Raw genomic sequence first — 24,196 nt, 5'->3', positions numbered from 1 at the left:
TCCCCATGCGTCTTCACAAGCTCACCGCCCTCGCCGGCGGACTGGTGCTGACCGCGTCATTGGCCGCGTGCGGCGGCAGTGACGACGGCAGCGACGACGCGGCCTCCGGCGGCTACGGCCGTTGCGATGTCGCACCGCAGGACGACTCGTTGACCTTCGAGCCGGCGGTGGACGGCCAGCTCACGGTGGCGGTCCCGCTGCCCTCGCCCAACGGCTACCAGGGCGATACGCCCGAGAGCATCGACGGCGGCTACATGTACTGCATGGCGGCCGATATCGCCTCGCGCGCGGGCCTGGAGAAGGTCGTCGTCAAGAACACGTCCTTCGAGTCGATCGTCACCGGCCGCGGCGGCGACTTCGATATCGCCATCTGGAACGTCATCCGCACCGACGAGCGCGCCGAGGCGGTCGACTTCTCCGAGCCGTACATGCTCATCCCGTCGGCGGTCGCCGTGAAGGAGGGCGAGGAGCTCGACGAGGGCGATCTCGCCGACGCCCAGATCGGCGTGCTCATCGGCTCCTTCCAGGAGACGCTCGCCAAGGAGAAGATCCAGCCGAGCCAGCCGGTGCGCCAGTTCCAGTCCAATGAGGACATGTTCACTGCTCTTCGCGCCGGGCAGGTCGATGTGGTGCTGCAGGACCTCACGACCCTGATGCCGGCGGCGAAGGCCTCCGGTGGCGGCTTCGAGGTCATCGCCAAGTTCGAGGAGGGCGGCGAGCCCGGTGTGGTGCTGCCGAAGGATTCGCCCAACACCGCGACCGTCGACAGCATCGTCGCCGACTGGCTCGACAGCGGCGACCTCGACGCGATCTTCGAGGAGTGGCTGAACCCGATCCTCGGCGGTGACCCGAACGACGTGCCGGTGTGGACGGCGTGATGACCTCCGTCCCCCAGGAGACGGTGGAGGCGAGCAGCTCAGCGACGCTGCTCGCCCCGCCGCCCCGCACCGACCGGCTGATCGCGGTCGCGTCGATCCTCACCGTGATCGCGCTCGCCGTCAGCTACCTCGCGGTGTCGGTCGCGACGAGCAAGACCCCCGGCTCGATCCGGCTGCTGGCGACGATCGGCGTGCTGCTGATCGTCGTCGGCGTGCTCGGCGCTTCGCTCGCGGCGGCGACCAAGGCCGCCGGGGCCTCCCGCGCCGCGCGCCGCGCCGGTGACATCGTCTCCGCGCGTCACGCCGCCGCCCGGTCCCGCCACCACTCGCTGCGCTCGATGGCCTACAGCGGCTTCTTCGTCATCCTGGCCGCGGTGGTGCTGCTGGTCTGCGCCGACGACTTCGCCGTCCAGGAGACCTTCTTCCGCTGGGATCTGATCCAGCTGAGTGCGGGGGACATCACCAAGGCGTTCGCGATCAACGTGCTCATCGCGTGCTCGGCGCAGATTCTGGCCATGCTCTTCGGCCTCGTGCTCGCGATCGGCCGCTCCCTGCCCGGGGACAGCTTCCGCCCCCTGCGGGTCCTCGCGGTGATGTACATCGACGGATTCCGCTCCCTGCCGGCGATCGTCGTCATCTATCTGATCTGTCTGGGGCTGCCGCTCTCCGGCGTGCCCGTGATCAGCGACGCCAACCCGATCGCCTACGCGATCATCGCCCTGTCGATGACCTTCAGCGCCTACAACGCCGAGCTGTTCCGTTCGGGCATGGAGTCGATCCACCACAGCCAGATCTCGGCGGCCTACTCGCTGGGCATGTCGCCGGCCTCGGTGTACCGGCTCGTCGTGCTGCCGCAGGTGGCGCGCCGGCTCGCTCCGGCGATGCTCGGTGCCTTCGTCATGTTGCAGAAGGACACGGCGCTGGTCAATATCGTGGGCATCGTCGACGCCTTCCAGCAGTCGAAGATCTACTCCGGCAACTACTACAACCTCTCCTCGATCGTGGTCGTGTGCGTGCTGTTCATCGCCTGCACCATCCCGCAGACCCGATTCGTGGACTATCAGCTCGCCAAGGCCCGCCGGAGAGAGACCGCATGAGTGAGCGCCAGCGAGTGAATCATCGACGGGGTGTCATGCCGGCATCTCGCTACCGTCTTCTTTTCTGCGGGGTGTCGGCATGAGTGAGCGCCAGCGAGTGAATCATCGACGGGGTGTCATGCCGGCATCTCGCTACCGTTCTCTTTTCTGCGAGGTGTCGGCATGAGTGACCAGCAGTTGGTCCAGCTCGATCGGGTGACCAAGAAGTACGGCGAGCATGTCGTGCTCCGCGATATCGACCTGGAGGTCCGCCAGCACGAGGTCATCACGCTGATCGGCGCATCCGGTTCCGGCAAGTCGACGCTGCTGCGCTGCGTCAACGGCCTGGAGGAGATCCAGGGCGGCCGCATCCTGTTCGACGGCGATGTCGTGTCCGGCCCGGGCGTGGACCTGGTGGCGCTGCGTCGCCAGGTCGGCATGGTGTTCCAGAGCTTCAACCTGTTCCCGCACATGTCGGTGCTCAAGAACTGCACGGTCGCACCGGTCAAGAACGGCCAGGTGAACGAGGCGACCGCCAGGACGGCCGCCATGGAGATGCTCCAGCGGGTCGGACTGGCCGACAAGGCCGACTCCTTCCCCGACCGGTTGTCGGGCGGCCAGCAGCAGCGCGTCGCGATCGCGCGGAGCCTGCTCATGCAGCCCCGTGTGCTGCTGCTCGACGAGATCACCTCCGCCCTCGACCCCGAGCTGGTGGTGGAGGTCTTGGATCTGGTCCGCGAGCTCGCGCACGGTGGAATGACGATGATCCTCACGACCCACGAGATGTCCTTCGCGCGTGAGATCTCCGACCGTGTGTGCTTCTTGAGTCGTGGCACAATCGTCGAACAGGGGCCGCCGGAGCAGATCTTCGGTGCGCCGGTGGAGGCGGCTACGCAGCAGTTCCTGCGGCGCGTGACGGAGGCGGGACGTTTGTGACTCACACGGGGACGGACGCGACACCGCAGGTGAGCCTGAGCACGCAGGCCTACCTGACTCTTCGCGATCGGCTGGTGTCGCTGCACTACGCGCCGATGGAGCCTCTCAACGAGCGCGCGCTGAGCGAGGAACTGGGTATCGGCTTGACGCCGATCCGCGAGGCCTTGCGTCGCCTTCAGCATGAGAAGCTGGTGGAGATCTACCCCCGGCGGGGCACCTTCGCCTCGGGCATCGGGCTGAACGACCAGCAGCTCATCCAGGAGATCCGCCTGGAGCTGGAGGCGCTGGCCGCCCGGCTGGTGTGTGAGCGGGCGACGATGGGTGAGCGCGACCAGCTGGCGTCATTCGCCGCGAACGTGGGGGGCACTCGCAAGGAGCGCATCGACAAGGACGCGCGCTTCCACCGTGAGTTCTACCGCCTCACGCACAATCGCTTCCTGGAGGCGGCGCTCAATCAGCACTACAACCTCGCGCTCAAGGTCTGGTACCTCTGCGTGCAGTCGCTGTCTCCCGATCAGGAGATCCGGGTGGACCACTCCGAGCTCGCGCAGGCCATCATCGACAACGATGCCGAGGCGGCCGTTGAGGCTGTGCGTCACCACATCGTCTCGTCCGCCGAACGTGTGCGCTTGCTGATGTCGGGCGGCCCTCGCCCCCGCTCCGTCTAACCGGCGGCCCCGGAGATCGTGCTGTCGTACGAGTTTCCGGGGTTATTCGGGAAATGGCCAGACAAAGATGGCGGTATCGCGTAGGATCCTACCGAGGTCCGGCACCGGTGGGCCGACGTCTCGACGTCAGTCTCCCGATCCCCCCGATGAGCCGGTGCCGGGCCTCTCCACGATCTCCTAGATCACGCCGAGAGCGAGCATGGCATCGGCCACGCGCGTGAAACCGGCGATATTGGCGCCGAGCACATAGTCGCCCGGGGTGCCGTACTCCTCGGCGGTCTCGGCGCACCGCTCGTGAATGCCGTCCATGATGTCCGACAGTCGCTGCTCGGTGTACTCGAAGCTCCACGAGTCGCGGGACGCGTTCTGCTGCATCTCCAAGGCCGAGGTGGCGACACCGCCGGCGTTGGCGGCCTTGCCCGGCGCGAAGAGCACGCCGGCATCGCGGAACAGGCGGACGGCCTCGGGGGTGGTGGGCATGTTCGCCCCCTCCGCGACCGCCGTGACGCCGCCGTTCAGCAGTGACTTCGCGTCGGACTCCGAGATCTCGTTCTGGGTCGCGCAGGGGAGGGCGACATCGATCGGCGTCTCATCGGCGACGGACCAGACGCGCCGGCCGTCGCGGTACTGCGCGCCGAGGCGCTCGTCGGCATAGGCCGAGATGCGGTCGCGGCGACGCTCCTTGATGTCACGCAACAGGTCGAGGTCGATGCCCTCCGGGTCGTAGATGGACCCGGCGGAGTCGGATGCGCCGACGACGAGGCCGCCGAACTCCTTGACCTTCTCGGCGGCGTAGATGGCGACATTGCCGGACCCGGACACCAGCACCTTCGCTCCGTCGAGCGAGCGACCGGCGAGCTCCAGCATCCGCCGGGCGAAGAAGACCGTGCCGTAACCCGTGGCCTCGGTGCGGACCAGCGACCCGCCCCAGGTCAGCCCCTTGCCGGTGAGGACACCGGACTCGTAGGCATTCGTCATCCGCTTGTACTGGCCGAAGAGATAGCCGATCTCGCGACCGCCCACACCGATGTCACCCGCCGGGACATCGGTGTACTCGCCGAGATGCTGGCTGAGCTCGGTCATGAAGGACTGGCAGAAGCGCATGATCTCGCCATCGCTCTTGCCCTTGGGATCGAAATCGCTGCCGCCCTTGCCGCCGCCGATGGGCATGCCGGTGAGCGCGTTCTTGAAGATTTGCTCGAAGCCGAGGAACTTGACCGTCCCGAGCATCACCGTCGGGTGGAACCGCAGCCCGCCCTTGTAGGGGCCGAGGGCGGAGTTGAACTGCACGCGGAAGCCGCGGTTGATCTGCACGCGGCCGTTGTCGTCGACCCACGGCACACGGAAGATGATCTGGCGCTCGGGCTCGCACAGTCGCTGCAGGATCGAGGCCTCGGTGTACTCGGGGCGCTTGGCGAGGACGCGCGGCAGCGAGTCGAAGACCTCGCGCACGGCTTGGTGGAATTCGTCTTCGCCGGGGTTGCGTGCGAGCACCTGCTCGAGGATGGCGTCGATCTGATCGTTGCTCATGCGGGCCTTTCTCTGCATGGTCGCCGGAATGACGACGATGACGAACAGATTACGGCGCGTTACGCGCACGTCACGCGACGGGGCGTGGACGGTCGTACACTGAGCCCCGTGAGGGCGACCCTCGAAGGTCTCAGCGCGTTCTTCGGACGGCGAAGCGGCACGGGGATCGTGTTCGCGATCGTGGCCTACCAGCAATCGCTCACGCCCTCGCTGCTGCCGCGCACCTGGTTGGCCCAGGGGGTCATCAGCGGCCTGGGTGTCGTGGTCCTCTATCTGCTCGGTGCCGGGGTCGGCCGGCTGACCGCGGCCGTGTTCGATGGCCCGCGACTTGAGCGGATCCGCCGATGGCGCGTGGTCGTCGGCTGGGTGGGCGTCGCCGCGTTGCCGCTGCTGTTGCTGCTGAGCGTCCCTGGCCGGCAGGAGGAGTGGCGCGCCCTCGGATACGACGTGACCGATCGCTTCCTGTACCTGGGTGTTGTCGTCGTCGTGGTCGCGGTGCTCGTCGTCTGCGGTCTCGTCATCGCCGGCCTGCGGTGGATCTATCACCGGATCTTCCGAGGGGTGTCGAAGATCGTGCCGCTGTCGATCGCCGCGACGGTGAGCGTGCTGGCGACGATCCTGGTGACGGTGCTCGCGGTGAACGAGTTCGCCTACACGAGGTTCATGGACGGCATCAACGAGGCGCGATCGGGTGCCGATATCGAGGTCGGTGAGGAGGAGCCGGCCGACCCGCGAGCCTCCGATGTCGTCGACTGGGCGTCGCTCGGCCGGGAGGGACGACGGTTCATCACCCGGGCGCCGAGCACGGACGAGCTCGCGCGTTTCGCCGGTCGCGAGCCGATGGAGCCGGTCAGGGTGTTCGTGGGCCGAGCCTCGGATCCGAGCTTCGACGGCCGCGCGGCCCTCGCAGTGGAGGAGCTGGAGCGATCGGGCGGCTTCGAGCGGTCCGTCCTGTTGGTCGTCACTCCCACCGGCACCGGCTGGGTCAACGAGCAGATCGTGCAGCCGGTGGAGTACTTCCATGCCGGAGACACCGCGACGGTGGCGGTGCAGTACTCGCATCTGCCGAGTCCGGTCGCGTATGTGTCGGAGCAGCACGCGGCGGTCGACAGCGCCACAGCGCTGATCGATGCCGTCACCGCGCGCCTGGAGCAGATGCCCGAGGATGAGCGGCCGTTGTTGCTGGTGGCGGGGGAGAGCCTCGGCGCCTACGGGGGTACCGGTGCCTTCGAGAACCTCGATGAGCTCGTGCGGCGCGTCGACGGTTCGCTGTGGGTCGGTACGCCGCCGATGTCGAATCTGCGCCGCGAGGCCGAGCGGCGCCGGGACCCCGGATCGTTGCAGATCCGTCCGCGGATCGAACGTTTGCCGCAGCTCGTCGTCGGCGGTCGCGAGTCGGAGTTCGAGGGGACCGCGGCGACCCATGCCTTCCTGCAGTTCGCCGATGATCCGATCGTCTGGTGGGATGCGCGGCTGTTGTGGCGGCGTCCGGACTGGCTGTCCGAGCCCTTGGACTCCCGGGTGATGCCGGGGATCTCCTGGCGTCCGGTGACCACCTTCTTGCAGCTGACCGCCGACCAGGTCGTCGGGACGGAGTTCGGCGAGGGCTGGGGGCATCGCTACGGGACGATGCCGCTGATGACGTGGTACGAGACCTTGGATCCGGCCGGATGGGATGCCACCCGGCTCGCGGCCTTGCGCGCGCACCTCGATGAGATCGCCGACAGTTTTCACGGGCCGGTCGAGTAGCTGCCGCCGGTTTACCGATTTGGCCTCCAAGCGCGGTCACGAACCGTTACTCTCCGGCCAGGGGATCTCGCGCACTGGGCGTGGGGTCTGGGAGGAGAACTGAAGAATGAGGACCAATGTGCGCCGTCGGGCGCGCCGGGCGATCGCGGGCGGTCTGTTCGCGGTGATGCTGGCCGGTGGGGTGACTCCGGCCGTCGCCGAGACCGTGGTCGATCCGGTGGTGGAGGCCGAGGACGTGCAGCCACAGCCCCTCGAGGAACCGGTGGAGCAGGAGATCGCCCCCGTCGACGAGGAGGCGGAGGGCGAGTACGTCCCGGTGGTTCCCGAGGCCGAGCAGGAAGCCGGGCCGGTCGTCGAGGAGGTCACGGAGTCCGAGGCGCCGCAGGCCGAGCGCCTCAAGCCCTTCGCGGCGGATCCGCCCCAGGCCACGCTGGCCCAGTCCACGCTCTCAGCGACGAAGGCCCGGTCCTTGAACGAGGGGGCGGGGCTGAGTGTCGGGGTCGGTCCGCACCCCGAGCCGGGTGAGTACCGCATCCTCGTTGACGGGGAGGAGCAGACGCTCGGGACCGCGGGTGAGGGCGGACAGCTGACGTGGCGCACGCTGCCGCGGACGCCGGGCACCTACGAGGTGGTGGTCAGGGCCCCGAGCAGTGAGCTCTCCGACCCGGTCACGTTGACCATCGTCGCCGACCCCGTGGTGGTCACCCCGGGCTTCACCAATGACCGCATCGTGCAGCACCGCGGCTACCAGATCGAGGCCGAGGGCTTCGCTCCCGACGAGCCGGTATCGGTGACCGCACTGCACGGATTCACCTATACGAATGGCAAGGCCGACTCGGCCGGCAAGCTGCGCTTCTACATCAACGCGCAGTCCGAGGCCTCGAGTCTCGGCGAGGCCCCGATCCTGACCCTCGAAAGCCCTACGCGCAAGGTCGAGCAGGTCGTGGAGCGTCGCGATCCGAGCTTCCAGGTGCCCCAGCGCGTCAGTCTCCTGGACCTGTTCTTCGAGGATGTCGTCATCACCGGTGAGAACCTTCCGGAGGAGTTCCCCGTCACCCTCGAGATCGACGGTGAGGAGATCGACACGGTGCGGGTCGCGGGCGGTCGAGTCGAGTTCTGGGTGCCCGGCTATCTCGAGGTCGGCGATCACGAGGTACGGATCTACGACCACGTCGGCGTGCTCCGGGAGTCGACCTTGGAGATCGTCGATGCGGAGTTCGAGACCGATCTGACCAGCAATATCGCCGGGCGCTGGCTGGACCGCGCCACGCACGCGCGGCACGGTTTCGACGTGCGTATCGAGGGCATCGAGCCTGGGTCCTACGGTTTCGTGGCCCTGCTCGACGCGGAGGGGGATCCCCTGGCCATCACGGATGCGGAGGCAGATGAGGACGGTGCCGTGGTCCTGGAGCTTCCGGGGGAGTTCTTCGAGGAGGTCGAGGCCGGCGACTACACGGTCGAGGCGTTGTTCTTCGCCGAGATGCCGATGTTGATGTCGGTGACGCCGATGGCCGCGCCGACGGTCCAGTTCCTGCTCGACGACTTCGTGCTGACCGATCTCTCGGTCGATGCGCCGGAGACCGTCACCCAGCAGCAGCTCACCGACGGTGTGCTCGTGGGCGGGATGGGCTTCCAGCCCGGCGAGCCGGTCACGATCGTGGTCAACGATCTCGTCGCCGGTGAGCAGCTCGCCGGTGCGGACACCGGTGTCGAGCTCGGCCTGCCGGCGTCGATCCCGGCCGGGAAGGCCGAGATCCTCTTGGTCAGTGAGGCGGGACATGTCAGCACGGCGGTGACCGTGGTCGACGCTCCGGTGGCTCCGAGTGCGGACGACGAGCCTGCGGCGGCGGTGAAGCCCGCCGCCGTCCGTGGACGACTGCCTGCCACGGGAGCGGAGGTCTCGGGTGGGCTCCTCGCCTCGGCGGCGCTCCTGGTGCTCGCGGGTGCGGCGGTGCTGAGTCGTCAGCGACGCCGGATCTGACTCGTCGACTCGAGCCGGCTGGTGAGATCGGAGGTGCTTCGGCGGTCGCGGTCGCCGTCACCCGACCATCTCTCTGGCCGTCTCAAGGCGGCGGCAGATGATCCCGTGGTTGACCACGCACCGCGATCACGTACCTCCGCATCGCGGTGAGCTGTCAACCACCGAGTCGTCAGCCTGAGAGACGCCCTTCCGGGCTGGTCGCCGCGCGCGGTCAGCCCGGAAGGGCGTTGATCAATTCGGGCACGAAGCGCAGATGTTCGCTGAGCACCTGTGTGGCGCGTTCGGCGTCATGGGTGTTCATCGCCTCGACCAGCTCGCGGTGCTCGCGTTCGATCGTCGCCCGCCGGTGCGGTGCCTCGGTGATGGTGCGGATCGCGAGCCGGATGTGTCGGGGGCGCAGCGCGAGGTAGAGATCGGTGAGGACCGCGTTGCCGCCCTGCTCGACGATCGACTGATGGAACCGCTGGTCCAGCCGCGCGAAGCTCGACCAGTCCTGCTGGGCACCGGCCGTCTCCATCTCGCCGAGGATCTGGGCGGCCGCTGCCGGCGCGCCACGCTCGTGCCGGCAGATCTTGGCGAGTGCGGCGGACTCGATGATGAGCCGGGTGTCGTATATCTCCTGCATCTCGGTGGCCGTGATGACCCTGACCTGCGCGCCGCGGCGGGGAACGAGATCGACATAGCGTTCGGCATGCAGCCGGTTGAGGGCCTCGCGGACCGGGGTCCGTGAGGTGCCGACGGCGCGGGCGAGGGTGGATTCGTCGAGGAATCCACCTTCGGCATATTCGCCACGCAGGATGGCCTCACTGATATGCCGATAGGCCGTCTCCCCGGCTGAAGCGCGTGCGCCTCCCTCAGGCAAGAGGGGCATCGGCGGCGTCGGCATGCTGTTCAGCCTATCTGTTGAGTCGGACCCTGCTCGTGTCCCAGGTCACGGTGGACGTGTAGCCTCCACTTGTATACACACTGTAGACGTAACGTCCACCGAGCGTACGCACGCCGGTTCGACTCCGACATCGAGGGAGAACGATGACCGAATCCACGACCCCGCGGCACGCCGTCTGGCTGTCCGAGCCGTCGAGCGCGGCCGTCGAGATGGCCGCGCTGGCCGGGTACGACACGGTGGTGCTCGATGTCGAGCACGGCACCTTCGACCTGGCCGCGCTCGACTGGATGCTGCCGCTGATCCGCGCGCAGCGCCTGACATCGATCGTCAAGGTGCTGGGTCCTGAGCGTGGCCCGATCCAGCAGGCCCTCGACCTCGGCGCGAGCGCCGTCGCGATCCCCCATGTGGAGTCCGTCGAGCACGCCGCCGAGGTGTCCGCCTTCGCGAAGTTCCCGCCGTTGGGCCTGCGCTCCTTCGCCGGCGGTCGTACGTCGCGCTACCGGGGCTTCACCGACGACTGGGTCACCGAGCAGGACACCACCACCCGCTGCTACCCGATGATCGAGGACGCGTCGGCCTTCGCCGAGATCGAGGGCATCCTCGAGCTGCCCACCGTCGACGGCGTGTTCATCGGCCCCTCGGACCTGTCGCTGCTGCGCGGCCGCGGCGCCTACGGTGTCACCGCGGCCGATCTCGACGACCTGCGGGTCATCGCCCGCGCGGCACGTGCCGCCGGCAAGCCCTGGATCCTGCCCGCCTGGAGCGATGCGGAGAAGCGGCTCGCGGTCGAGGAAGGCGCCCACACGATGGTGGGCGTCATGCAGTACGGCGCCATGCTCGGCGGATTCACCGCCGCGTTGGAGACCATGCGCGCCATCGAGAACGAGCACGGAGGTCACCGATGAGCCTGTACGTCGCCGCGGTGCAGTTCGCGCCCACCGAGGACAAGGACGCCAACCTGGCCGAGATCGAGCGCCTCGTGCGCTCGGCCGTCGCGCGAGGCGCCCGCCTCGTGGTGCTGCCCGAGTACGCCGTCTTTACCGCACCGGCGATGGACGACCGCTTCGTCGACAGCGCCGAGCCGCTGGACGGGCCCTCGGTCGCGCGGTTGCGCGAGCTCTCCGCCGAGACCGGCGCGACGATCGTCGCCGGAGTCAACGAGGCGGCCGGCGAGGGGCGCATCCACAACACCCTGGTCGGCCTGCAGGACGGTCAGGTGCGCGCGGTCTACCGCAAGGTCCACCTCTACGATGCCTTCGGCTATCGCGAGTCCGACCGCGTGATCGCCAGTGACCCGGGCGCGCCCGAGCTGCTGCAGATCGACGGTTACTCCATCGGCATGCAGACCTGCTACGACCTGCGCTTCCCGGAGGTCTCGCGCACGCTCGTCGACGCGGGAGCCGATGTCATCGCCCTCCCGGCAGAATGGGTCCCCGGCCCGCTCAAGGAGTTCCACTGGTCGACGCTGCTGCGAGCGCGTGCCATCGAGAACACCGTATATGTGGTCGCCGCCGACCAGTGCGCGCCGACGGGTGCCGGCAACAGCGTCGTGCTCGACCCGATGGGCAACACACTCGCGGGGATCGGCGAGGCCGTCGGCGTCGCCGTGGCCGAGGTGGAGCGATCGCGCATCGATGCGGTCCGGACCATCAATCCAGCACTGACATTGCGCCGGTACCGCGTCGTGCCACGAGAGGAGTGACGAGATGAGGATCAGGGCCACGCGCGTGGCCGTGGCCACGGCGGCGCTGTTGGCCGCGACGAGCCTCGCTGCCTGCGGCGAGGGGGGAAGCGACGAGTACGTGCTGCACTACTCGACCTACTCCAACCCCACCTCCGACCAGTCCAAGACCGTCCAGCGGTGGGCCGAGGATGTCGAGGAGCTGACAGACGGCGGCGTCACGGTCAAGTTCCACTACTCCGAGAGCCTGGTCGACGCCGACGAGTCGGTGCAGGCGACCCTGGACGGACGGGTCGACCTCGCCCAGGTGGGCTCGCTGTACGCGGCCTCGGACCTCTCGATGTACACCGCCGTGGAACTGCCCTTCGAGTCCTCGAATCCCGAGGCCCATATGGCGGCGATCCAGCGGCTGTACGAGGAGAATGACACCTTCCGTGAGGACTTCGAGCGCCAGGGCGTTCGCTTGCTGTTCCCGCTGCCGATCGGCAACGCGGTGCTGGGCACCACGCGGCCGGTCGAGTCCGTCGACGATCTGCGTGGCCGCAGCATCCGCGCCGGCGGTCTGCTCTCGGAGGTCATGGTGGCGGCAGGTGTGAACCCGGTGGCGATGACCGCGACCGATGTCTACGAGTCGATGGAGCGCGGCGTGGTCGGCGGGTACACCTCGCTGGGCATGTCGAATCTGCCGACCTTCGGCCTGTCCCGTTCGACGCCGTACATCGTCGATCCCGGGATCGGTGCCTACGGATCCTCGATCGTCGTCGTCAACGAGGACCTCTTCCAGGAGATGCCCGAGCAGTATCGAGAGGCTCTGCTCGACGCCTCGGTGCAGGCGCGCGCCTACGGGATCGAGGAGCTCGACGAGCTCGGTCTGCTCGCCTGCGACCAGCTGCGCGAGGCGGGTGCCACCTTCTCGGCGCTCGCTGACGAGGACGTGGCCGAGATCCGCGACGAGACCGGTGCGGCAGAGGCCTGGGTCGAGCGGTACGAGGAGCGGGACTACGACGCGCAGTCCGTCCTCGATGACTATCGCGACTTCCTCGCCGAGGAGAACGAGTCGTCGTCCTATGCCGATGCCCTCGACATCTGCCTGCAGGAGGTGCCCTGATGAGCCCGGTGAGTTTTCCCCGTCCCGTCCGCAGGTTCTCGTCGGTGCTGGTCATCGTGGCCGGCATCGTGCTCTTGGGCCTCGGGATCTTGACCGTCGCCGACGTGCTGAGCCGCAATCTGCGCGGCCAGTCGATCCTCGGCGCCATCGAGATCTCGACGCTGCTGCTGGTGGCCGTCGCCTTCTTCGGGCTGGCCGCGGCGGAGATCGACGGCCGGCACGTCTCGGTGAGCCTGGTCGAGGAGCGCCTGGGGCGTCGCGGACGCATGGCGATGAGCCTGCTGCGCGCGGTCCTGGTGACCGTGCTCGGCGTGGTGCTCGTGTATGGCATGTTCGGCACCTTCGACAGCGCCCTGGAGCGCGGTGAGACCACGAACGATGTTCTCCGGCTGCCGACCTGGCCGGCCAAGCTGGCCGTCGCGCTGTCCTTCCTGTTGTTCTTCGTCCTCGCGATCTGGAAGGAGATCCTGACCTTCCGCGCGTTGCGGGCGGGTAAGGACGTCCCCTCCAGCGATGTCGAGGTGCTCATCGAGCAGACCGAGCCCGTTGCCCTGGGAGGCTCTCGTGACCGTTGACTCCATCGTGACGCTGGTTCTCGTCATCGTCCTGTTCCTCGGACTGCTGGCTGTCCGCCTGCACGTCGGGCTGTCGCTCATGCTCGCCGGGCTGGCGGGCGTGGTGGTGCTGCGCGGCACCGGTGCGGCGGTGGGTACGGCGGCCAATCAGCCGTACTCCACCGCGGCGGACTATTCGTTGACGATCATCCCGCTGTTCATCGTCATGGGTGTGCTCGCGGTGAACGCCGGATTGGCCCAGGCGGGCTTTGACTTCGCCTCGCGGGTGCTCGGCCGGCTGCCGGGCGGCAGCGCACTGGCGTCGCTGGCGGGCTCGGGGCTCTTCGCTGCCGTGACCGGCTCTAGTGTCGCGACCGTCGCGACGATGGCGCGCGTCTCGACCGATGCCATCGTCAAGGCGGGCCTCGGCCTGCGGCTGGCCGCGGGGGTGGTCTGCGCCGGCGGCACGTTGGGCGTGCTCATTCCACCGTCGATCGTCCTCGTTCTCTACGGCGTGGTCGCGAGCGAGAGCATCGGCCAGTTGCTGCTCGGCGGCATCGGGCCCGGACTCCTCACGATCCTCGCCTATGCCGCGACGGCGATGATCATCGTCTCGGTCCGTCGTCGACGGCACCGTGCGGAGGCCGCCGAGACGGATGCGGCCGACGGCGGACGTGGTGGCACGTCGACGGCCACCCGCGTCGATACGGCCACCAAGGTCGACGTCATGGGCGTGGTGTTCCTCGGTGTCATCTTCGGCACGTCGATCGGTACTATCTACCTCGGTGTCGCGACGCCGACCGAGGCGGCGTCGTTCGGTGCGCTGGCCGCGCTCATCATCATGCTGCTGCGGGTGCGCCCGCCGCAGTGGATCGCACGCCTCAAGGAGTCGGTGACCGAGGCCATCGGTCTGACGGCGATGACCTTCCTGCTGATGACCGGCGCGGGTGTCTTCACCTACTTCCTCGCCCTCTCGGGAGCGAGCGCCGCGCTCGTCGACGTGGTGGTCAATGCCGATCTCCAGCCCTATCTGGTGCTGGTGCTGTGCCTGTTGTTGCTGTTGCCGCTGGGCATGTTCCTGGACGGCATCTCGATGATCCTCATCGCGGCGCCGTTGCTGCACCCGATCCTGACGGGCTACGACTTCGACGGGATCTGGCTCGGCATCATCATCGTGAAGGTCGCTGAGATGGCGCTCATCACGCCGCCGGTGGGCATGAACGCCTTCGTATATTCCGGTGCCGTGCCGGAGGCGGGACTCGGCAAGGTGTTCCGCGGCATCGGGCCGTTCATCCTGGCCGATGTCGTCGTGGTCGCTCTGCTCATCGCGGTGCCGGGCATCGTGACCTTCCTGCCGGAGCTGTCCTCGGCCACGTAGCGAGCCGCCGACGCAGGTCGAGGAGCCGCGGGTCCCGGGCGGGGCCCGCGGTTCCTCGCGTCGGATGCTTCGAGGTGTGAGACGGGCCACGATCGATTTTCAGAGTTTTCTTAGCGAACTTTTCGTCCGCTATTACGGTGAAAATCGTCCGACTCGCGGCAAAAGTGGAGGCACCTACCTTTCGTAAAAGGTGGTTGTCCGCTTTAGCGGACGATAGCGTCCCCGCAACGGGGTGACGTGTGCTCCCCGGTTTCTGCTCGGGTATCGACCTCGCGTCGATCCATAGTTCGGATGGGGACTAATGGATTCACACTGGAATCGCTTAAGAAACGGGCCACCACGGTCCGCTGCTAGAAGTTCAGTCCGTCGATGGGTGGCCGCGGGAGCGGCGGGGGCGCTCGTCGGCGGCATGCTCGGAGCTGGAGCGGCCACCGCCGCACCTGGCGACATCTCCAATGCTGACGCGAGGTTCCTCAGCGGCAGCCTGCTGATCGACAACATCGATCTCGACGACATCGCGGAGCTCGCGGGAGCTCAGGCCAGCCACGACGGCTCGAGTGCCGAGCCGAATGTCGATACCGCCGACCTCGACCTCACGGCCCTGGACCTGCTGAATGTCCAGATCCCCGGAGGTATCGAGATCCCGCTCGACAGCTTCCTGAGGATCGGCGCCGTCAACCACTACGCAGAAGCCAACGACGAGGGTGTCTCGCGGGCGGCGACGGGTGCGGTGAGCGATGACGGCATCGTCGACACCACCGGCAGCTCCGGCTACCCGGCGAATGCGACGCTGAGCCTGACAGGTCTGCTCGGCCCCGAGATCACTAGCACGCTGGCATCCCTCGATCTGGAGCTGGGGGCCATCACCGCTGAGGCATCGATGGATGCGGCGGCGGATCCGGCCGTTACGAGGGACTACAGCATCGCGGGCGGCGATCTACGCCTCGGTGTCCCGGCGTTGACTGGAATCGTCGACACGCTGGTCGGCGAAGGGGGCGTTGCGAGCCAGGTCGATACCGCCGTTGCGGGTCTCACGGGGCCTGACGGTGCGCTCGCTCAGGTGTTGGCCACGTTGAACGCGGCATTGGCGCCGATCGTCGGCAACGACGCGCTCACGGTGGAGATCACCTCAGACATCACCGCGACGCTGAACACGCTCATCGACGAGGGCCTGAATCTCAGCGATGGGGTGGTAACCCTTGACCTGCGAGAGGGCACGGTCACCGCGGACATCGACGCTCTGCTGACGGATACGACGGGGCGGGGCCTGAACAACCTCAATCCGGGCGAGGAGATCCTGTCCGAGTCGGTGTTGAACAACCTCGTCACGCGCGTTGGCCAGATCGTCAACACCATCCCGGCAGCGGTGAACACCGCCGTGGACTCCGCGCTGAGGGCCGCTAACCTCAACATCGGCGCGGACATCTGTTTGCTGACGTTGCCCGTGGTTGGTTGCGCCACCGGAATCGATGTCACAGTCGACGGAACCCTGGGTGAGGTCATCGAAGGTTCCGCCGACGCGTCGATCTCCCTGATCGTGGCTCAGCTTCCGATCACCATCCCGGTCAGTGAGCTGCTCAGCACCTTGGCGGCTCCGATCGTCGACACGCTCTTCGACGAAGAGACCGGTGTGCTTGCGCAGGTGACGCCTGTGGTGACCGGCGTGGTCACTGGTCTGGTCACGGACTTGAACGAGCTCGGACTCTTCCAGGTCGTCAATGCTGTGGCGTCGCTCCAGGGCAATGTCCAGGAAGAGGCCGATGGTCGCTTCAGTGAGACTGCGCTACGGCTCACGGTTGGTGACATCCTCGGTACCGGCGGCGTCGCCACAGCCAATCTGGCGACTGCGAGTGTCGGTCCGAACTCGGTCCAGGATGTCGCGATCGAGGATGTCGTCATCACCGATCCGTCCGAGGGCGATGAGATCCCGGCGGGCACCGACGACACCGCGACGGTCCCCGTCTCGGGTACCGGCGAGCCGGGCGCGACCATCACGGTCACCGTCGGTGACTTCACGGGCTCGACCACTGTCGAGGAAGACGGCACCTGGACGCTCGACGTTCCGGGCCTGGAGATCGGCGATCACACGATCGTCGCCGATCAGACGGTGGACGGCGAGCCCGCGGGCAGTGACTCGGTGAGCATCTCCGTCGTCGATGGCGACGCGGGTACGGATCCGGATGCGGGCACGGACCCCGACGCTGGTACGGATCCGGATGCGGGCACGGACCCTGACGCTGGTACGGATCCGGATGCGGGCACTGATCCGGATGCGGGCACGGACCCTGACGCTGGTACGGATCCGGATGCGGGCACGGACCCGGATGCCGGTACGGATCCGGATGCGGGTACCGATCCCGATGCGGGTACGGATCCGGATGCGGGTACGGATCCGGATGCGGGCACGGATCCGGATGCGGGTACCGATCCGGACGCCGGTACTGATCCGGATGCGGGTACCGATCCGGATGCGGGTACGGATCCGGATGCGGGTACGGATCCGGATGCGGGTACCGATCCCGATGCGGGCACGGACCCTGACGCCGGTACTGATCCGGATGCGGGCACCGATCCTGACGCGGGCACTGATCCGGATGCCGGTACGGATCCTGACGCGGGCACTGATCCGGATGCCGGTACTGATCCGGATGCGGGCACGGACCCTGACGCCGGTACTGATCCGGATGCGGGCACGGACCCTGACGCCGGTACCGATCCGGATGCGGGCACGGACCCGGATGCGGGTACCGATCCGGATGCGGGCACGGATCCTGATGCGGGCACGGACCCGGATGCGGGCACGGATCCTGATGCGGGTACCGATCCGGACGCCGGTACGGACCCGGACGCGGGCACCGATCCCGATGCGGGCACCGATCCGGATGCGGGCACGGACCCGGATGCCGGTACGGACCCGGATGCGGGCACGGACCCGGATGCGGGCACGGACCCGGATGCGGGTACCGATCCCGATGCGGGCACGGACCCCGACGCTGGTGATCTCTCCATCGACATCAGCCGTCCGGTCCTCGAGCGCCTGCAGACGCAGGTGGGCACGGGTAGCGGTTATGCACCGGGCACGGTGGTGCAGGGCTACATGAACTCGAGCCCGCAGCTCGACCTCGGTACGCAGGTCGCCGATGAGAACGGCGATGTGCGGTTCGAGTGGCAGATCCCGGCTTCGGCCGATCTGGCGGTCCACTCGTTCAGCCTGGCGGCCGATGACTACCCGGATCAGTCGATCGACTTCCGTGTGGTCGCCGAGTCCGGCGGCAGCGCCGACGGAGGCAGCACCGACGGAGGTGGCAGCAGCGCCAGCGGCGGCAAGCTGCCCCGGACCGGTGCTGACGCCGGAGCGCTCCCACTGGGCGCCATCGCCGCCATGTTCCTCATGGCCGGTGCCGGTGCTCTGGTGGTCTCGCGCCGCCGGGACGGAGTGAACGAGTAACAAGGGGAGTCGGAGTCATCCGTCTCATCTAGGCCATGTGGGCCCGGCGTATGCCGGGCCCACATGGCCGTCTCCTCGATCGGATCAGGTTGTTCCATGAACAGTGCTTCCCCTTCCTCCCGGCGTCCCAGCTCCTCGTCAGCTGCTCGGTCGCCGGTTCGCCGTGCCACGGCGTGGTTCCTCGTGGCGATCGTGCTCGCCCACACCGCGATCATCGCCCTGTGGGTCGGCCCCTCCACCCCGCTGCGCAATGCAGTGGGCGATGAGCGTCTCCGCAGCTACGTCATGCCGTTCTTCGACCAGAACTGGCGCATCTTCGCGCCCACCCCGCGCCGCGCGGCAGTCACCTTCGAGATCCGCGCCTCGATCGAGGATCCGACCACCGGAGAGACCTCGCCCACGGACTGGATCGATGTCGTCGAACGCGAGGACGACATCATCCGCGGCAATATGACACCGTCGCGGATGTCATTGGCCGGCCGGCGCACAGCCAACACGCTCAACTCGGTCATGGCCGAGATGAATGAACGGCAGCGCACCCAGATCGCTGCCAACTACCTGACGACGCCCGTCGCCGATCTCCGCGGTCGTCTCGCCGATATCGAAGGCGGGGCCGGGATCTCCGATGTCAGCCGGTACATGCGCTACGACGAGATCGCCACGAGCCTCGCGACCTACTACGCCTCCACCGTCTGGGAAGGCGACATCGCCTATGTGCAGTACCGCACGTCCATCCGGTACGTCCCCGGTTTCGACCAGCGCAAGGAACGCGATATCGACGATGCCGAACGCACGTACTACGAGTACGGCTGGCGTTCCACGACTCCACCCGATGCCGACGTGACGCGCATGTTCTCCGCCTACACGGGGGAGGAGCCGCAGTGAGGACGCTCATCGTCACGGCGCTGGATCGCCTCGCCGACCTACTGGGCCGCGGCGAGGACTGGGTCCTCGAGAAGAAGCACGCCCTCTACGGACTCGCGGTCAGCCGGATCCTGGTGGGTATCGCCGCCCTGGGTGTCCTGCTGGCGAACTTCGGCCACCGGCATGCGCTCTGGGGAGGGGCCTCGGAGTGGGTCGAGCCGCTGCGCCGCGACTCGTCCTGGGGCTTCCTCTACTGGGTGTTCGATGGCGGACCGACGCGGTTCACCCTCACCTATCTGCTGTTGATGGCCGTGGCGATCGCCGTCATCGTGGGGTGGCGTACCCGCGCGGCCGTCGCGGTGCTGGTCATCGGCCTCGCCGCGCTGGTGGAACGCAACGGGCTCGTGGGCGATCAGGGCGACAACATCGCTCGTGTCGGCCTGCTGCTGATGCTCTTCATGGACACCTCGCGGCACTGGTCGCTCGACGCCCGACGACGTTCCCGGGTGAGCGATGCCGATCCGTTGTGGCGTCGGTGGTGGGGTGGCGGATCCGTGCTGCCGGAGTGGCTCAGCACGGTGCTGCACAATGTCGCCCTCATCGCGCTGGCTCTGCAGCTGTTCATCCTCTACACCGCCTCGGCCCTGTTCAAGATGCAGGGCACCTACTGGCAGGACGGGACGGCGATCTACTACCCGCTGGCCTTGCACGAGTTCGGGGTGTTCCCGTGGCTGAACACGCTCCTGACCGGCAACGGCCTCGGGGTCATGATCGGGACGTACGTCGGCGTCCTGGTCCAGCTCTACTTCGTGATCGGCCTGCTCCACCCCGTGACGCGACGCATCGTGCTCATCGGCGTGGTGCTGCTGCATGGTGGGATCGCGGTGTTGATGGGTCTGCCCTGGTTCTCGCTGTCGATGCTCGCCTTCGACGCGATCTTCGTCTCGACGGCGACCTTCATGGCGCTCGATCGTTGGCTGAAGCCCCGGGTGACCGCCGGGACGGCGGCGCTGCGCGCGAAGTTGCCCGCCCGTGTGGGTGGCACCAAGGAGGATGCGTCGGCTCAGGTGGCGGAGTAGTCGAGTTCGGCGGTGATCCGCAGGCCGGAGTCATGGTCGACGTCCCACGTGCGACAGATGTAGTCGACGATGGTGAGACCGCGCCCGCTCACCGCGTCGTCGGGGGCCTCGAGGGGGCGCAGATCGGGAGCCTGCCCGCTGTCGTGGACGCTGACACGCACATAGTCCTCGTGGATGCACCAGGACACCTCGATGCGCCCCTGCTTGTCCGGGTGCCCGTGCTCGACGGCATTCGCCACCAGCTCGGAGAGCACGAGGACGGCGTCGTCGATCACGGCCTCGCGGACGCCGGCGTCGACGAGCTCTGCGTGCATGAGCGCCCGGGCCCGTCGCGCGACGGCCGCCGAGTACGCGAGATGGATCGTCGTACACGGGTCGTCGGGGACGTGGATCGAGGACACGGGACCACGCTACGGCGTCGACGGGCATCGCGCTGATCGCATCGGCGAGCGGTTGCCAACCACGTGGGGCTGAAGGCCCGTGTCCGGCCTCGCCGGCTGACTCAGGCGAGTCGGTTGAGGATGGTGACGAGATCGTCCTCGGTGTCGGTGCCGATCTTCTCGAAGACGACCTTCATCACCGGGTCGGCGACCTTGGCGATGCCGTGCATCTGGATATGTGCGTCGTAGGTGATCTCGCTGCCGCCCTCGTGGGGTCGGATCGTGATGGTGTCGGTCGCCGTGGCGGTGTCGTTCGTACCCTCGAAGACGACGCGATCATCGGTCAGCTCCTTGAGCTCGTAGACGAGCTCGGTGGAGACACCGGCGATCTTCGAGGAGTTCTTCCACCGACTGCCCGGGGCGATGGGCCCGTGGTCGATGCGTTCGCACCACTCGGTGCCGGGATCCCACTCGGGAGCGTTCGAGAAGTCCTTGAGGTAGTCGATGACACGGTCGGGGCTGGGCTCGACGGTGAAGGTGCGGGAGACAGAGGTCATCTCCTCAGTCTGGGGCCAGTCGGCCGTCACCGCGCGGGGGCGCGGATCCGGCCGTACGGTCATGAGGAAGGCCCGACGAGGAGAGGCGACAGCATGAGTGAGAACGACGAGAGGACCGTCGACGAACTGCTCGACGGCCTGCCGATCTGCATGTTCACGACGATCACGGACGAAGGTTCGATGCGGAGCGTGCCGATGGCGCGCCAGGAGACCGACCTGGATCCGCAGCTGCTGTGGTTCATCACCGCTCGCGACACCGAGCACACCCAGGACGTGCGGGCTCGGCCGCACGTGTCCTTGTCCTTCAGCTCGTCCGACACCTGGGTATCGCTGACGGGGCGTGCCGAGGTGGTCGACGATGTCGACAAGCTGCGCGAGCTGTGGACGACGTTCGCCGAGGCCTGGCTGCCCGAGGGGCCGGAGGGAGAGAACTCGACGCTGCTGCGGGTGACCGTCGATCGCGCGGAGTACTGGGACACGCCGGGCGGCAAGGTCGCTTCGGTCATCAGCCTGGTCAAGACCAAGCTCACCGGTGACACCTACGATGCCCGGCACGGTGTCGTCGAGCCGAACGACTGATCATGGCCCTCGACAGGTCGAATCTGGGACGGGTCTCGCGTCGCGCCGGGCTCGCGGTGGCAGTCGTGCAGGGGGCGACGGCAGTGGCGGCGCTTCGCCGGGGACGCCGGGACTACGCCGACGCGGCGTGGGGGCCGGGCCTGGCGGCCGTGGCTGTCACCAGTGCACTCAGCGGCAACGGCAACCCGTGGCGCAGGTGGACGCTGGCGGCGGTCACGAGCGCCTGGGCGGCACGGTTGTCGTCGCTGATGGTCGGTCGCCTGCGGGGAAGCGACGAGGAGGATCCTCGCTACACCGAATACCTCGAGGGCGACTCCACGCCGGCAGTGGTCGGCAAGGTCTTCGTCACGCAGGGCCTCGCGCAGTTGCTCGTCTCCGCGCCGCTTCAGGTGGCGGCGGCGAGCACGCTGCCGCGGTCGGCCCGCCGGCTGGCGTTCCCTCTGGGTGTCGCTGTGATGGTGGGCGGACTGGTGGTCGAGACGATCGCCGACCGGCAGAAGGACGCGTACAAGGCCCGCGACGACGAGGACAAGCCCGAGGTGCTCGACACGGGCCTGTGGGGAATCTCCCGCCATCCCAACTATCTCGGCGACTCGATCGTGTGGGACGGCGCCTGGCTGACCGCCTCGGCCTCGGCGCCCGCCGGATGGACGTGGCCCGCGCCCGCGGCGATGTCGTACTTCCTGATGTACGCCACCGGCGCCAAGCGCACCGAGAAGCGCATGGAAGACCGTCCCGGCTACCGCGACTACCAGCGTCGCGTGCCGTTCTTCTTCCCTCTCCCGCGCAGCAGCCAGTCGAGGTAGCGACGACCGCGGTGTCCGTATGTCACTTAATAAGCGACATACGGACACGAGGGGTCAGGCCCAGAGGTCCACGCGGCCGCCGGCGTGGATGTCCCGCAGCGTCCGCCGTGAGGCCGGTCGTGGTGCGTGCCCGTCGCGGCTGCGACGCGGGGCCTCTCGTTCGTCGCGCGGCGCGGCGCCAGGCGATCTATGGTGAAGTCAGGTCGAGCAGTGGCCGTTCGATATCGACGTGGGGGATCGTGTGAGTTCGGCAGATAGTCATGTCCATGGAGGTCCGCCGCCGGAGGATCCGCGCAAGCCGGATGACCCGACGGACCTGACCAAACCCTCGTGGTTCTATATCGTCCGCAAGACCGCGCGCGAGTTCACGAAGGACCAGTGCCTCGATCTCGCTGCCGCCCTCACCTACTACGCGACGTTGTCACTGTTCCCGGCGCTGCTCGCGGTGGTCTCCCTGCTCGGCGTGGTCGGCCAGGCCGACCGGACGACCGACGCGGTGCTCGACGTGCTGGCCGATCTGCTGCCGAGCTCGACCGTCGACACACTGCGCGGGCCGATCGAGACCCTCGCCAATGCTCCGACCGCAGGCCTCGCGTTGGTCACCGGTGTCCTCGGCGCCCTCTGGACGGCGTCGGGCTATGTCGGCGCCTTCGGCCGCGCGATGAACCGGATCTACGAGGTCGATGAGGGTCGGCCGATCTGGAAGCTGCGTCCCTGGATGATCGTGATCACGGTGGTGATCGTGCTGCTGACCGGCATCGCGGGGCTCCTTCTCGCGTTGTCGGGGCCGGTGGCCAGCTCGGTGGGATCGGCGGTCGGTTTCGGAAGCGGAGCGGTCATGGCCTGGAATATCGCCAAGTGGCCGGTCCTGCTCGCGATCGTCGTGGTGATCGTGGCGCTCCTCTATCACTCCACGCCGAATGTCCGGCAGCCGAAGTTCCGCTGGCTCAGCATCGGGGCGGTCCTGGCGATCATCGCCTGGATCATCGCTTCGGCGGGCTTCGCCCTCTATGTCCTGAACTTCTCGAACTACAACAGCACCTACGGCTCGCTCGGCGGCGTCATCGTCTTCCTGCTGTGGCTGTGGATCACCAATCTGGCGCTGCTGTTCGGGGCGGAGTTCGACGCCGAGGTGGAGCGCGGACGGGAGCTGCAGGCCGGGATCGCCGCCGAGGAGAGCATCCAACTGCCGCCGCGCGATACGCGGCAGATCGAGAAGGCCCAGAAGAAGGACGAGAAGGATCGCGTGCGCGGCCGTCGGCTGCGGCGGCAGGCGCAGCAGCGGACCGGCGCAGACGACCGGGCGCACACAGACGACCATGACGAATCCTCGACGACGAAGGAGCGATGAGCGATGAGCGACGAGAGACCACAGGAGATGTCGACCGGGGAGCTGGTCACCCGGCTGTCGGAGCAGACCTCTCGACTGGTGCGTGACGAGCTGCGGCTGGCGCAGGCCGAGATGTCACAGAAGGCCAAGCACGGCGGGATCGGCGCGGGCCTGTTCGGGGCAGGCGGTCTGCTGGCGCTGTTCGGACTGGGCACGTTGATCGCCGCGGCAGTGCTCGCGCTCGCCCTGGTCCTCCCGGCGTGGGCCGCGGCATTGGTCGTCGCCGCGGTGCTGTTCGTTGCCGCGGGAGTGGCGGCCCTGGTCGGCAAGAAGGAGATCCAGCAGGCCGCGCCGACGCCGGAGCGCACCGTCGAGACGGTCAAGGACGACATCGAGGAGATCAAGGAGGCGACGCACCATGACAAGTGAGCATCCCGAACCGGAGCAGGGCGCGAGCGTGGACGATATCGAGGCCGATATCGAGCGCACACGAGAGGATCTCGGCGACACCGTCGACGCGTTGACCGACCGGTTGAACGTGAAGGCCCAGGCGAAGCGCAAGGCAGAGGAGGCCAAGGCGAAGGCCACATCGTTCGCCGAACATGCCAAGGACGCCGGGACGACGGACGACGGGAGACCCGACCCCAAGGTGCTCGCGGGTGCGGGCGCGGTGGTGGCTCTGGTGGCCGTCGTGGTCGTGGTGCTGATCCGACGCCGTTCGCGCTGAG

General features: G+C 67.8%; 23 protein-coding genes. 19 read left to right on the top strand and 4 right to left on the bottom strand.

From position 1 onward, the window contains the following. Positions 1 to 5: 5 nt before the first annotated feature. The 4 genes from FNM00_RS12690 (at position 6) to FNM00_RS12675 (ending at position 3,558) form a co-directional block, all read left to right on the top strand. Complete coding sequence (locus FNM00_RS12690; protein ID WP_143913917.1) at positions 6 to 878, top strand: ABC transporter substrate-binding protein; 873 nt, start codon at positions 6 to 8, stop codon at positions 876 to 878. Further along, on the top strand, positions 878 to 1,975 hold the full coding sequence (locus FNM00_RS12685) for an amino acid ABC transporter permease (RefSeq protein ID WP_143913916.1): 1,098 nt from the start codon (positions 878 to 880) through the stop codon (positions 1,973 to 1,975). The genes FNM00_RS12690 and FNM00_RS12685 overlap by 1 nt, the downstream gene beginning before the upstream one ends. A 162-nt stretch (positions 1,976 to 2,137) precedes the next feature. Continuing rightward, a complete protein-coding gene (locus FNM00_RS12680) occupies positions 2,138 to 2,890 on the top strand; it encodes an amino acid ABC transporter ATP-binding protein (protein WP_143913915.1) in 753 nt (250 codons plus the stop codon). After that, entirely contained in the window at positions 2,887 to 3,558 is a 672-nt protein-coding gene (locus FNM00_RS12675; RefSeq protein WP_185973132.1) for a GntR family transcriptional regulator, read from the top strand. The genes FNM00_RS12680 and FNM00_RS12675 overlap by 4 nt, the downstream gene beginning before the upstream one ends. Positions 3,559 to 3,735: 177 nt before the next feature. Here the strand turns inward: FNM00_RS12675 and gdhA are convergent, their stop codons facing one another. Further along, positions 3,736 to 5,088, bottom strand: a complete 1,353-nt coding sequence (gdhA, locus tag FNM00_RS12670) for an NADP-specific glutamate dehydrogenase (protein WP_143913913.1) — start codon at positions 5,086 to 5,088, stop codon at positions 3,736 to 3,738. 108 nt (positions 5,089 to 5,196) lie between these two features. On the opposite strand from gdhA, the gene FNM00_RS12665 reads away from it, so the two are divergent. Together FNM00_RS12665 and FNM00_RS12660 are read left to right on the top strand one after the other, a co-directional pair. Then, positions 5,197 to 6,837 carry an alpha/beta-hydrolase family protein gene (locus FNM00_RS12665; RefSeq protein WP_185973131.1) on the top strand — a complete coding sequence of 547 codons (1,641 nt, stop codon included), beginning with the start codon at positions 5,197 to 5,199 and terminating at the stop codon, positions 6,835 to 6,837. A 106-nt stretch (positions 6,838 to 6,943) separates the two neighbouring features. Beyond that, entirely contained in the window at positions 6,944 to 8,818 is a 1,875-nt protein-coding gene (locus FNM00_RS12660; protein WP_143913911.1) for an LPXTG cell wall anchor domain-containing protein, read from the top strand. A 211-nt stretch (positions 8,819 to 9,029) separates the two neighbouring features. On the opposite strand, the gene FNM00_RS12655 is transcribed toward FNM00_RS12660, so the two are convergent. Next, the gene (locus FNM00_RS12655; protein WP_221933719.1) at positions 9,030 to 9,704 is read right to left on the bottom strand and encodes a GntR family transcriptional regulator; all 675 of its coding nucleotides are present in this window, start codon (positions 9,702 to 9,704) and stop codon (positions 9,030 to 9,032) included. Positions 9,705 to 9,847: 143 nt separating this feature from the next. Here FNM00_RS12655 and FNM00_RS12650 point away from each other — a divergent pair, with 143 nt between their 5' ends. The 8 genes from FNM00_RS12650 (at position 9,848) to FNM00_RS12600 (ending at position 19,816) form a co-directional block, all read left to right on the top strand. After that, positions 9,848 to 10,609 (top strand): HpcH/HpaI aldolase family protein, encoded by a 762-nt coding sequence (locus tag FNM00_RS12650; protein ID WP_143913910.1) that lies wholly within the window; start codon positions 9,848 to 9,850, stop codon positions 10,607 to 10,609. Further along, positions 10,606 to 11,406, top strand: coding sequence for a carbon-nitrogen hydrolase family protein (locus FNM00_RS12645; RefSeq protein WP_143913909.1), 801 nt, complete (start codon positions 10,606 to 10,608; stop codon positions 11,404 to 11,406). Before FNM00_RS12650 ends, FNM00_RS12645 begins: the two co-directional genes overlap by 4 nt. A gap of 4 nt (positions 11,407 to 11,410) precedes the next feature. Beyond that, the gene (locus FNM00_RS12640; protein ID WP_143913908.1) at positions 11,411 to 12,493 is read left to right on the top strand and encodes a C4-dicarboxylate TRAP transporter substrate-binding protein; all 1,083 of its coding nucleotides are present in this window, start codon (positions 11,411 to 11,413) and stop codon (positions 12,491 to 12,493) included. Continuing rightward, on the top strand, positions 12,493 to 13,068 hold the full coding sequence (locus tag FNM00_RS12635) for a TRAP transporter small permease subunit (protein WP_143913907.1): 576 nt from the start codon (positions 12,493 to 12,495) through the stop codon (positions 13,066 to 13,068). The genes FNM00_RS12640 and FNM00_RS12635 overlap by 1 nt, the downstream gene beginning before the upstream one ends. After that, positions 13,058 to 14,425 (top strand): TRAP transporter large permease, encoded by a 1,368-nt coding sequence (locus tag FNM00_RS12630; protein ID WP_143913906.1) that lies wholly within the window; start codon positions 13,058 to 13,060, stop codon positions 14,423 to 14,425. The genes FNM00_RS12635 and FNM00_RS12630 overlap by 11 nt, the downstream gene beginning before the upstream one ends. A 373-nt stretch (positions 14,426 to 14,798) precedes the next feature. Continuing rightward, complete coding sequence (locus FNM00_RS18850; RefSeq protein WP_185973130.1) at positions 14,799 to 17,873, top strand: choice-of-anchor G family protein; 3,075 nt, start codon at positions 14,799 to 14,801, stop codon at positions 17,871 to 17,873. A 96-nt stretch (positions 17,874 to 17,969) separates the two neighbouring features. Beyond that, positions 17,970 to 18,758: a DUF5819 family protein gene (locus tag FNM00_RS12605; RefSeq protein WP_143913905.1), complete on the top strand. Its 789-nt coding sequence runs from the start codon at positions 17,970 to 17,972 to the stop codon at positions 18,756 to 18,758. Next, a complete protein-coding gene (locus tag FNM00_RS12600; RefSeq protein ID WP_143913904.1) occupies positions 18,755 to 19,816 on the top strand; it encodes an HTTM domain-containing protein in 1,062 nt (353 codons plus the stop codon). Before FNM00_RS12605 ends, FNM00_RS12600 begins: the two co-directional genes overlap by 4 nt. Here the strand turns inward: FNM00_RS12600 and FNM00_RS12595 are convergent. Then, positions 19,801 to 20,217, bottom strand: a complete 417-nt coding sequence (locus FNM00_RS12595) for an ATP-binding protein (RefSeq protein WP_143913903.1) — start codon at positions 20,215 to 20,217, stop codon at positions 19,801 to 19,803. The genes FNM00_RS12600 and FNM00_RS12595 overlap by 16 nt on opposite strands. Before the next feature lie 101 nt (positions 20,218 to 20,318). Further along, positions 20,319 to 20,753 carry an SRPBCC family protein gene (locus tag FNM00_RS12590; protein ID WP_143913902.1) on the bottom strand — a complete coding sequence of 145 codons (435 nt, stop codon included), beginning with the start codon at positions 20,751 to 20,753 and terminating at the stop codon, positions 20,319 to 20,321. A 93-nt stretch (positions 20,754 to 20,846) separates the two neighbouring features. On the opposite strand from FNM00_RS12590, the gene FNM00_RS12585 reads away from it, so the two are divergent. The 5 genes from FNM00_RS12585 to FNM00_RS12570 all read left to right on the top strand — a co-directional run bounded on the left by FNM00_RS12585 (position 20,847) and on the right by FNM00_RS12570 (position 24,195). Beyond that, complete coding sequence (locus FNM00_RS12585; protein WP_143913901.1) at positions 20,847 to 21,332, top strand: pyridoxamine 5'-phosphate oxidase family protein; 486 nt, start codon at positions 20,847 to 20,849, stop codon at positions 21,330 to 21,332. 2 nt (positions 21,333 to 21,334) lie between these two features. After that, positions 21,335 to 22,138 carry a DUF1295 domain-containing protein gene (locus FNM00_RS12580; protein ID WP_143913900.1) on the top strand — a complete coding sequence of 268 codons (804 nt, stop codon included), beginning with the start codon at positions 21,335 to 21,337 and terminating at the stop codon, positions 22,136 to 22,138. A gap of 241 nt (positions 22,139 to 22,379) precedes the next feature. Then, complete coding sequence (locus FNM00_RS12575) at positions 22,380 to 23,489, top strand: YihY/virulence factor BrkB family protein (RefSeq protein ID WP_221933718.1); 1,110 nt, start codon at positions 22,380 to 22,382, stop codon at positions 23,487 to 23,489. Between the two features lie 3 nt (positions 23,490 to 23,492). Continuing rightward, positions 23,493 to 23,897, top strand: coding sequence for a phage holin family protein (locus FNM00_RS19025; protein WP_221933717.1), 405 nt, complete (start codon positions 23,493 to 23,495; stop codon positions 23,895 to 23,897). Beyond that, positions 23,887 to 24,195 (top strand): DUF3618 domain-containing protein, encoded by a 309-nt coding sequence (locus tag FNM00_RS12570; protein ID WP_143913899.1) that lies wholly within the window; start codon positions 23,887 to 23,889, stop codon positions 24,193 to 24,195. Before FNM00_RS19025 ends, FNM00_RS12570 begins: the two co-directional genes overlap by 11 nt. Position 24,196: the final 1 nt, after the last annotated feature.

The organism is Aeromicrobium piscarium, assembly GCF_007421815.1.
GTDB classification, from domain to species: domain Bacteria; phylum Actinomycetota; class Actinomycetes; order Propionibacteriales; family Nocardioidaceae; genus Aeromicrobium; species Aeromicrobium piscarium.
Note: the sequence above shows the minus strand (reverse complement) of the source record. Positions and strands in the feature narration are given on the sequence as shown.

Excerpts from the sequence above, each read along its gene's own strand:
- FNM00_RS12690 (WP_143913917.1), top strand. The coding sequence starts at position 6 with ATGCGTCTTCACAAGCTCACCGCCCTCGCCGGCGGACTGGTGCTGACC.
- FNM00_RS12685 (WP_143913916.1), top strand. The coding sequence starts at position 878 with ATGACCTCCGTCCCCCAGGAGACGGTGGAGGCGAGCAGCTCAGCGACG.
- FNM00_RS12680 (WP_143913915.1), top strand. The coding sequence starts at position 2,138 with ATGAGTGACCAGCAGTTGGTCCAGCTCGATCGGGTGACCAAGAAGTAC.
- gdhA (WP_143913913.1), bottom strand. The coding sequence starts at position 5,088 with ATGAGCAACGATCAGATCGACGCCATCCTCGAGCAGGTGCTCGCACGC.
- FNM00_RS12660 (WP_143913911.1), top strand. The coding sequence starts at position 6,944 with ATGAGGACCAATGTGCGCCGTCGGGCGCGCCGGGCGATCGCGGGCGGT.
- FNM00_RS12655 (WP_221933719.1), bottom strand. The coding sequence starts at position 9,704 with ATGCCGACGCCGCCGATGCCCCTCTTGCCTGAGGGAGGCGCACGCGCT.
- FNM00_RS12650 (WP_143913910.1), top strand. The coding sequence starts at position 9,848 with ATGACCGAATCCACGACCCCGCGGCACGCCGTCTGGCTGTCCGAGCCG.
- FNM00_RS12645 (WP_143913909.1), top strand. The coding sequence starts at position 10,606 with ATGAGCCTGTACGTCGCCGCGGTGCAGTTCGCGCCCACCGAGGACAAG.
- FNM00_RS12640 (WP_143913908.1), top strand. The coding sequence starts at position 11,411 with ATGAGGATCAGGGCCACGCGCGTGGCCGTGGCCACGGCGGCGCTGTTG.
- FNM00_RS12635 (WP_143913907.1), top strand. The coding sequence starts at position 12,493 with ATGAGCCCGGTGAGTTTTCCCCGTCCCGTCCGCAGGTTCTCGTCGGTG.
- FNM00_RS12605 (WP_143913905.1), top strand. The coding sequence starts at position 17,970 with ATGAACAGTGCTTCCCCTTCCTCCCGGCGTCCCAGCTCCTCGTCAGCT.
- FNM00_RS12590 (WP_143913902.1), bottom strand. The coding sequence starts at position 20,753 with ATGACCTCTGTCTCCCGCACCTTCACCGTCGAGCCCAGCCCCGACCGT.
- FNM00_RS12585 (WP_143913901.1), top strand. The coding sequence starts at position 20,847 with ATGAGTGAGAACGACGAGAGGACCGTCGACGAACTGCTCGACGGCCTG.
- FNM00_RS12580 (WP_143913900.1), top strand. The coding sequence starts at position 21,335 with ATGGCCCTCGACAGGTCGAATCTGGGACGGGTCTCGCGTCGCGCCGGG.
- FNM00_RS19025 (WP_221933717.1), top strand. The coding sequence starts at position 23,493 with ATGAGCGACGAGAGACCACAGGAGATGTCGACCGGGGAGCTGGTCACC.
- FNM00_RS12570 (WP_143913899.1), top strand. The coding sequence starts at position 23,887 with ATGACAAGTGAGCATCCCGAACCGGAGCAGGGCGCGAGCGTGGACGAT.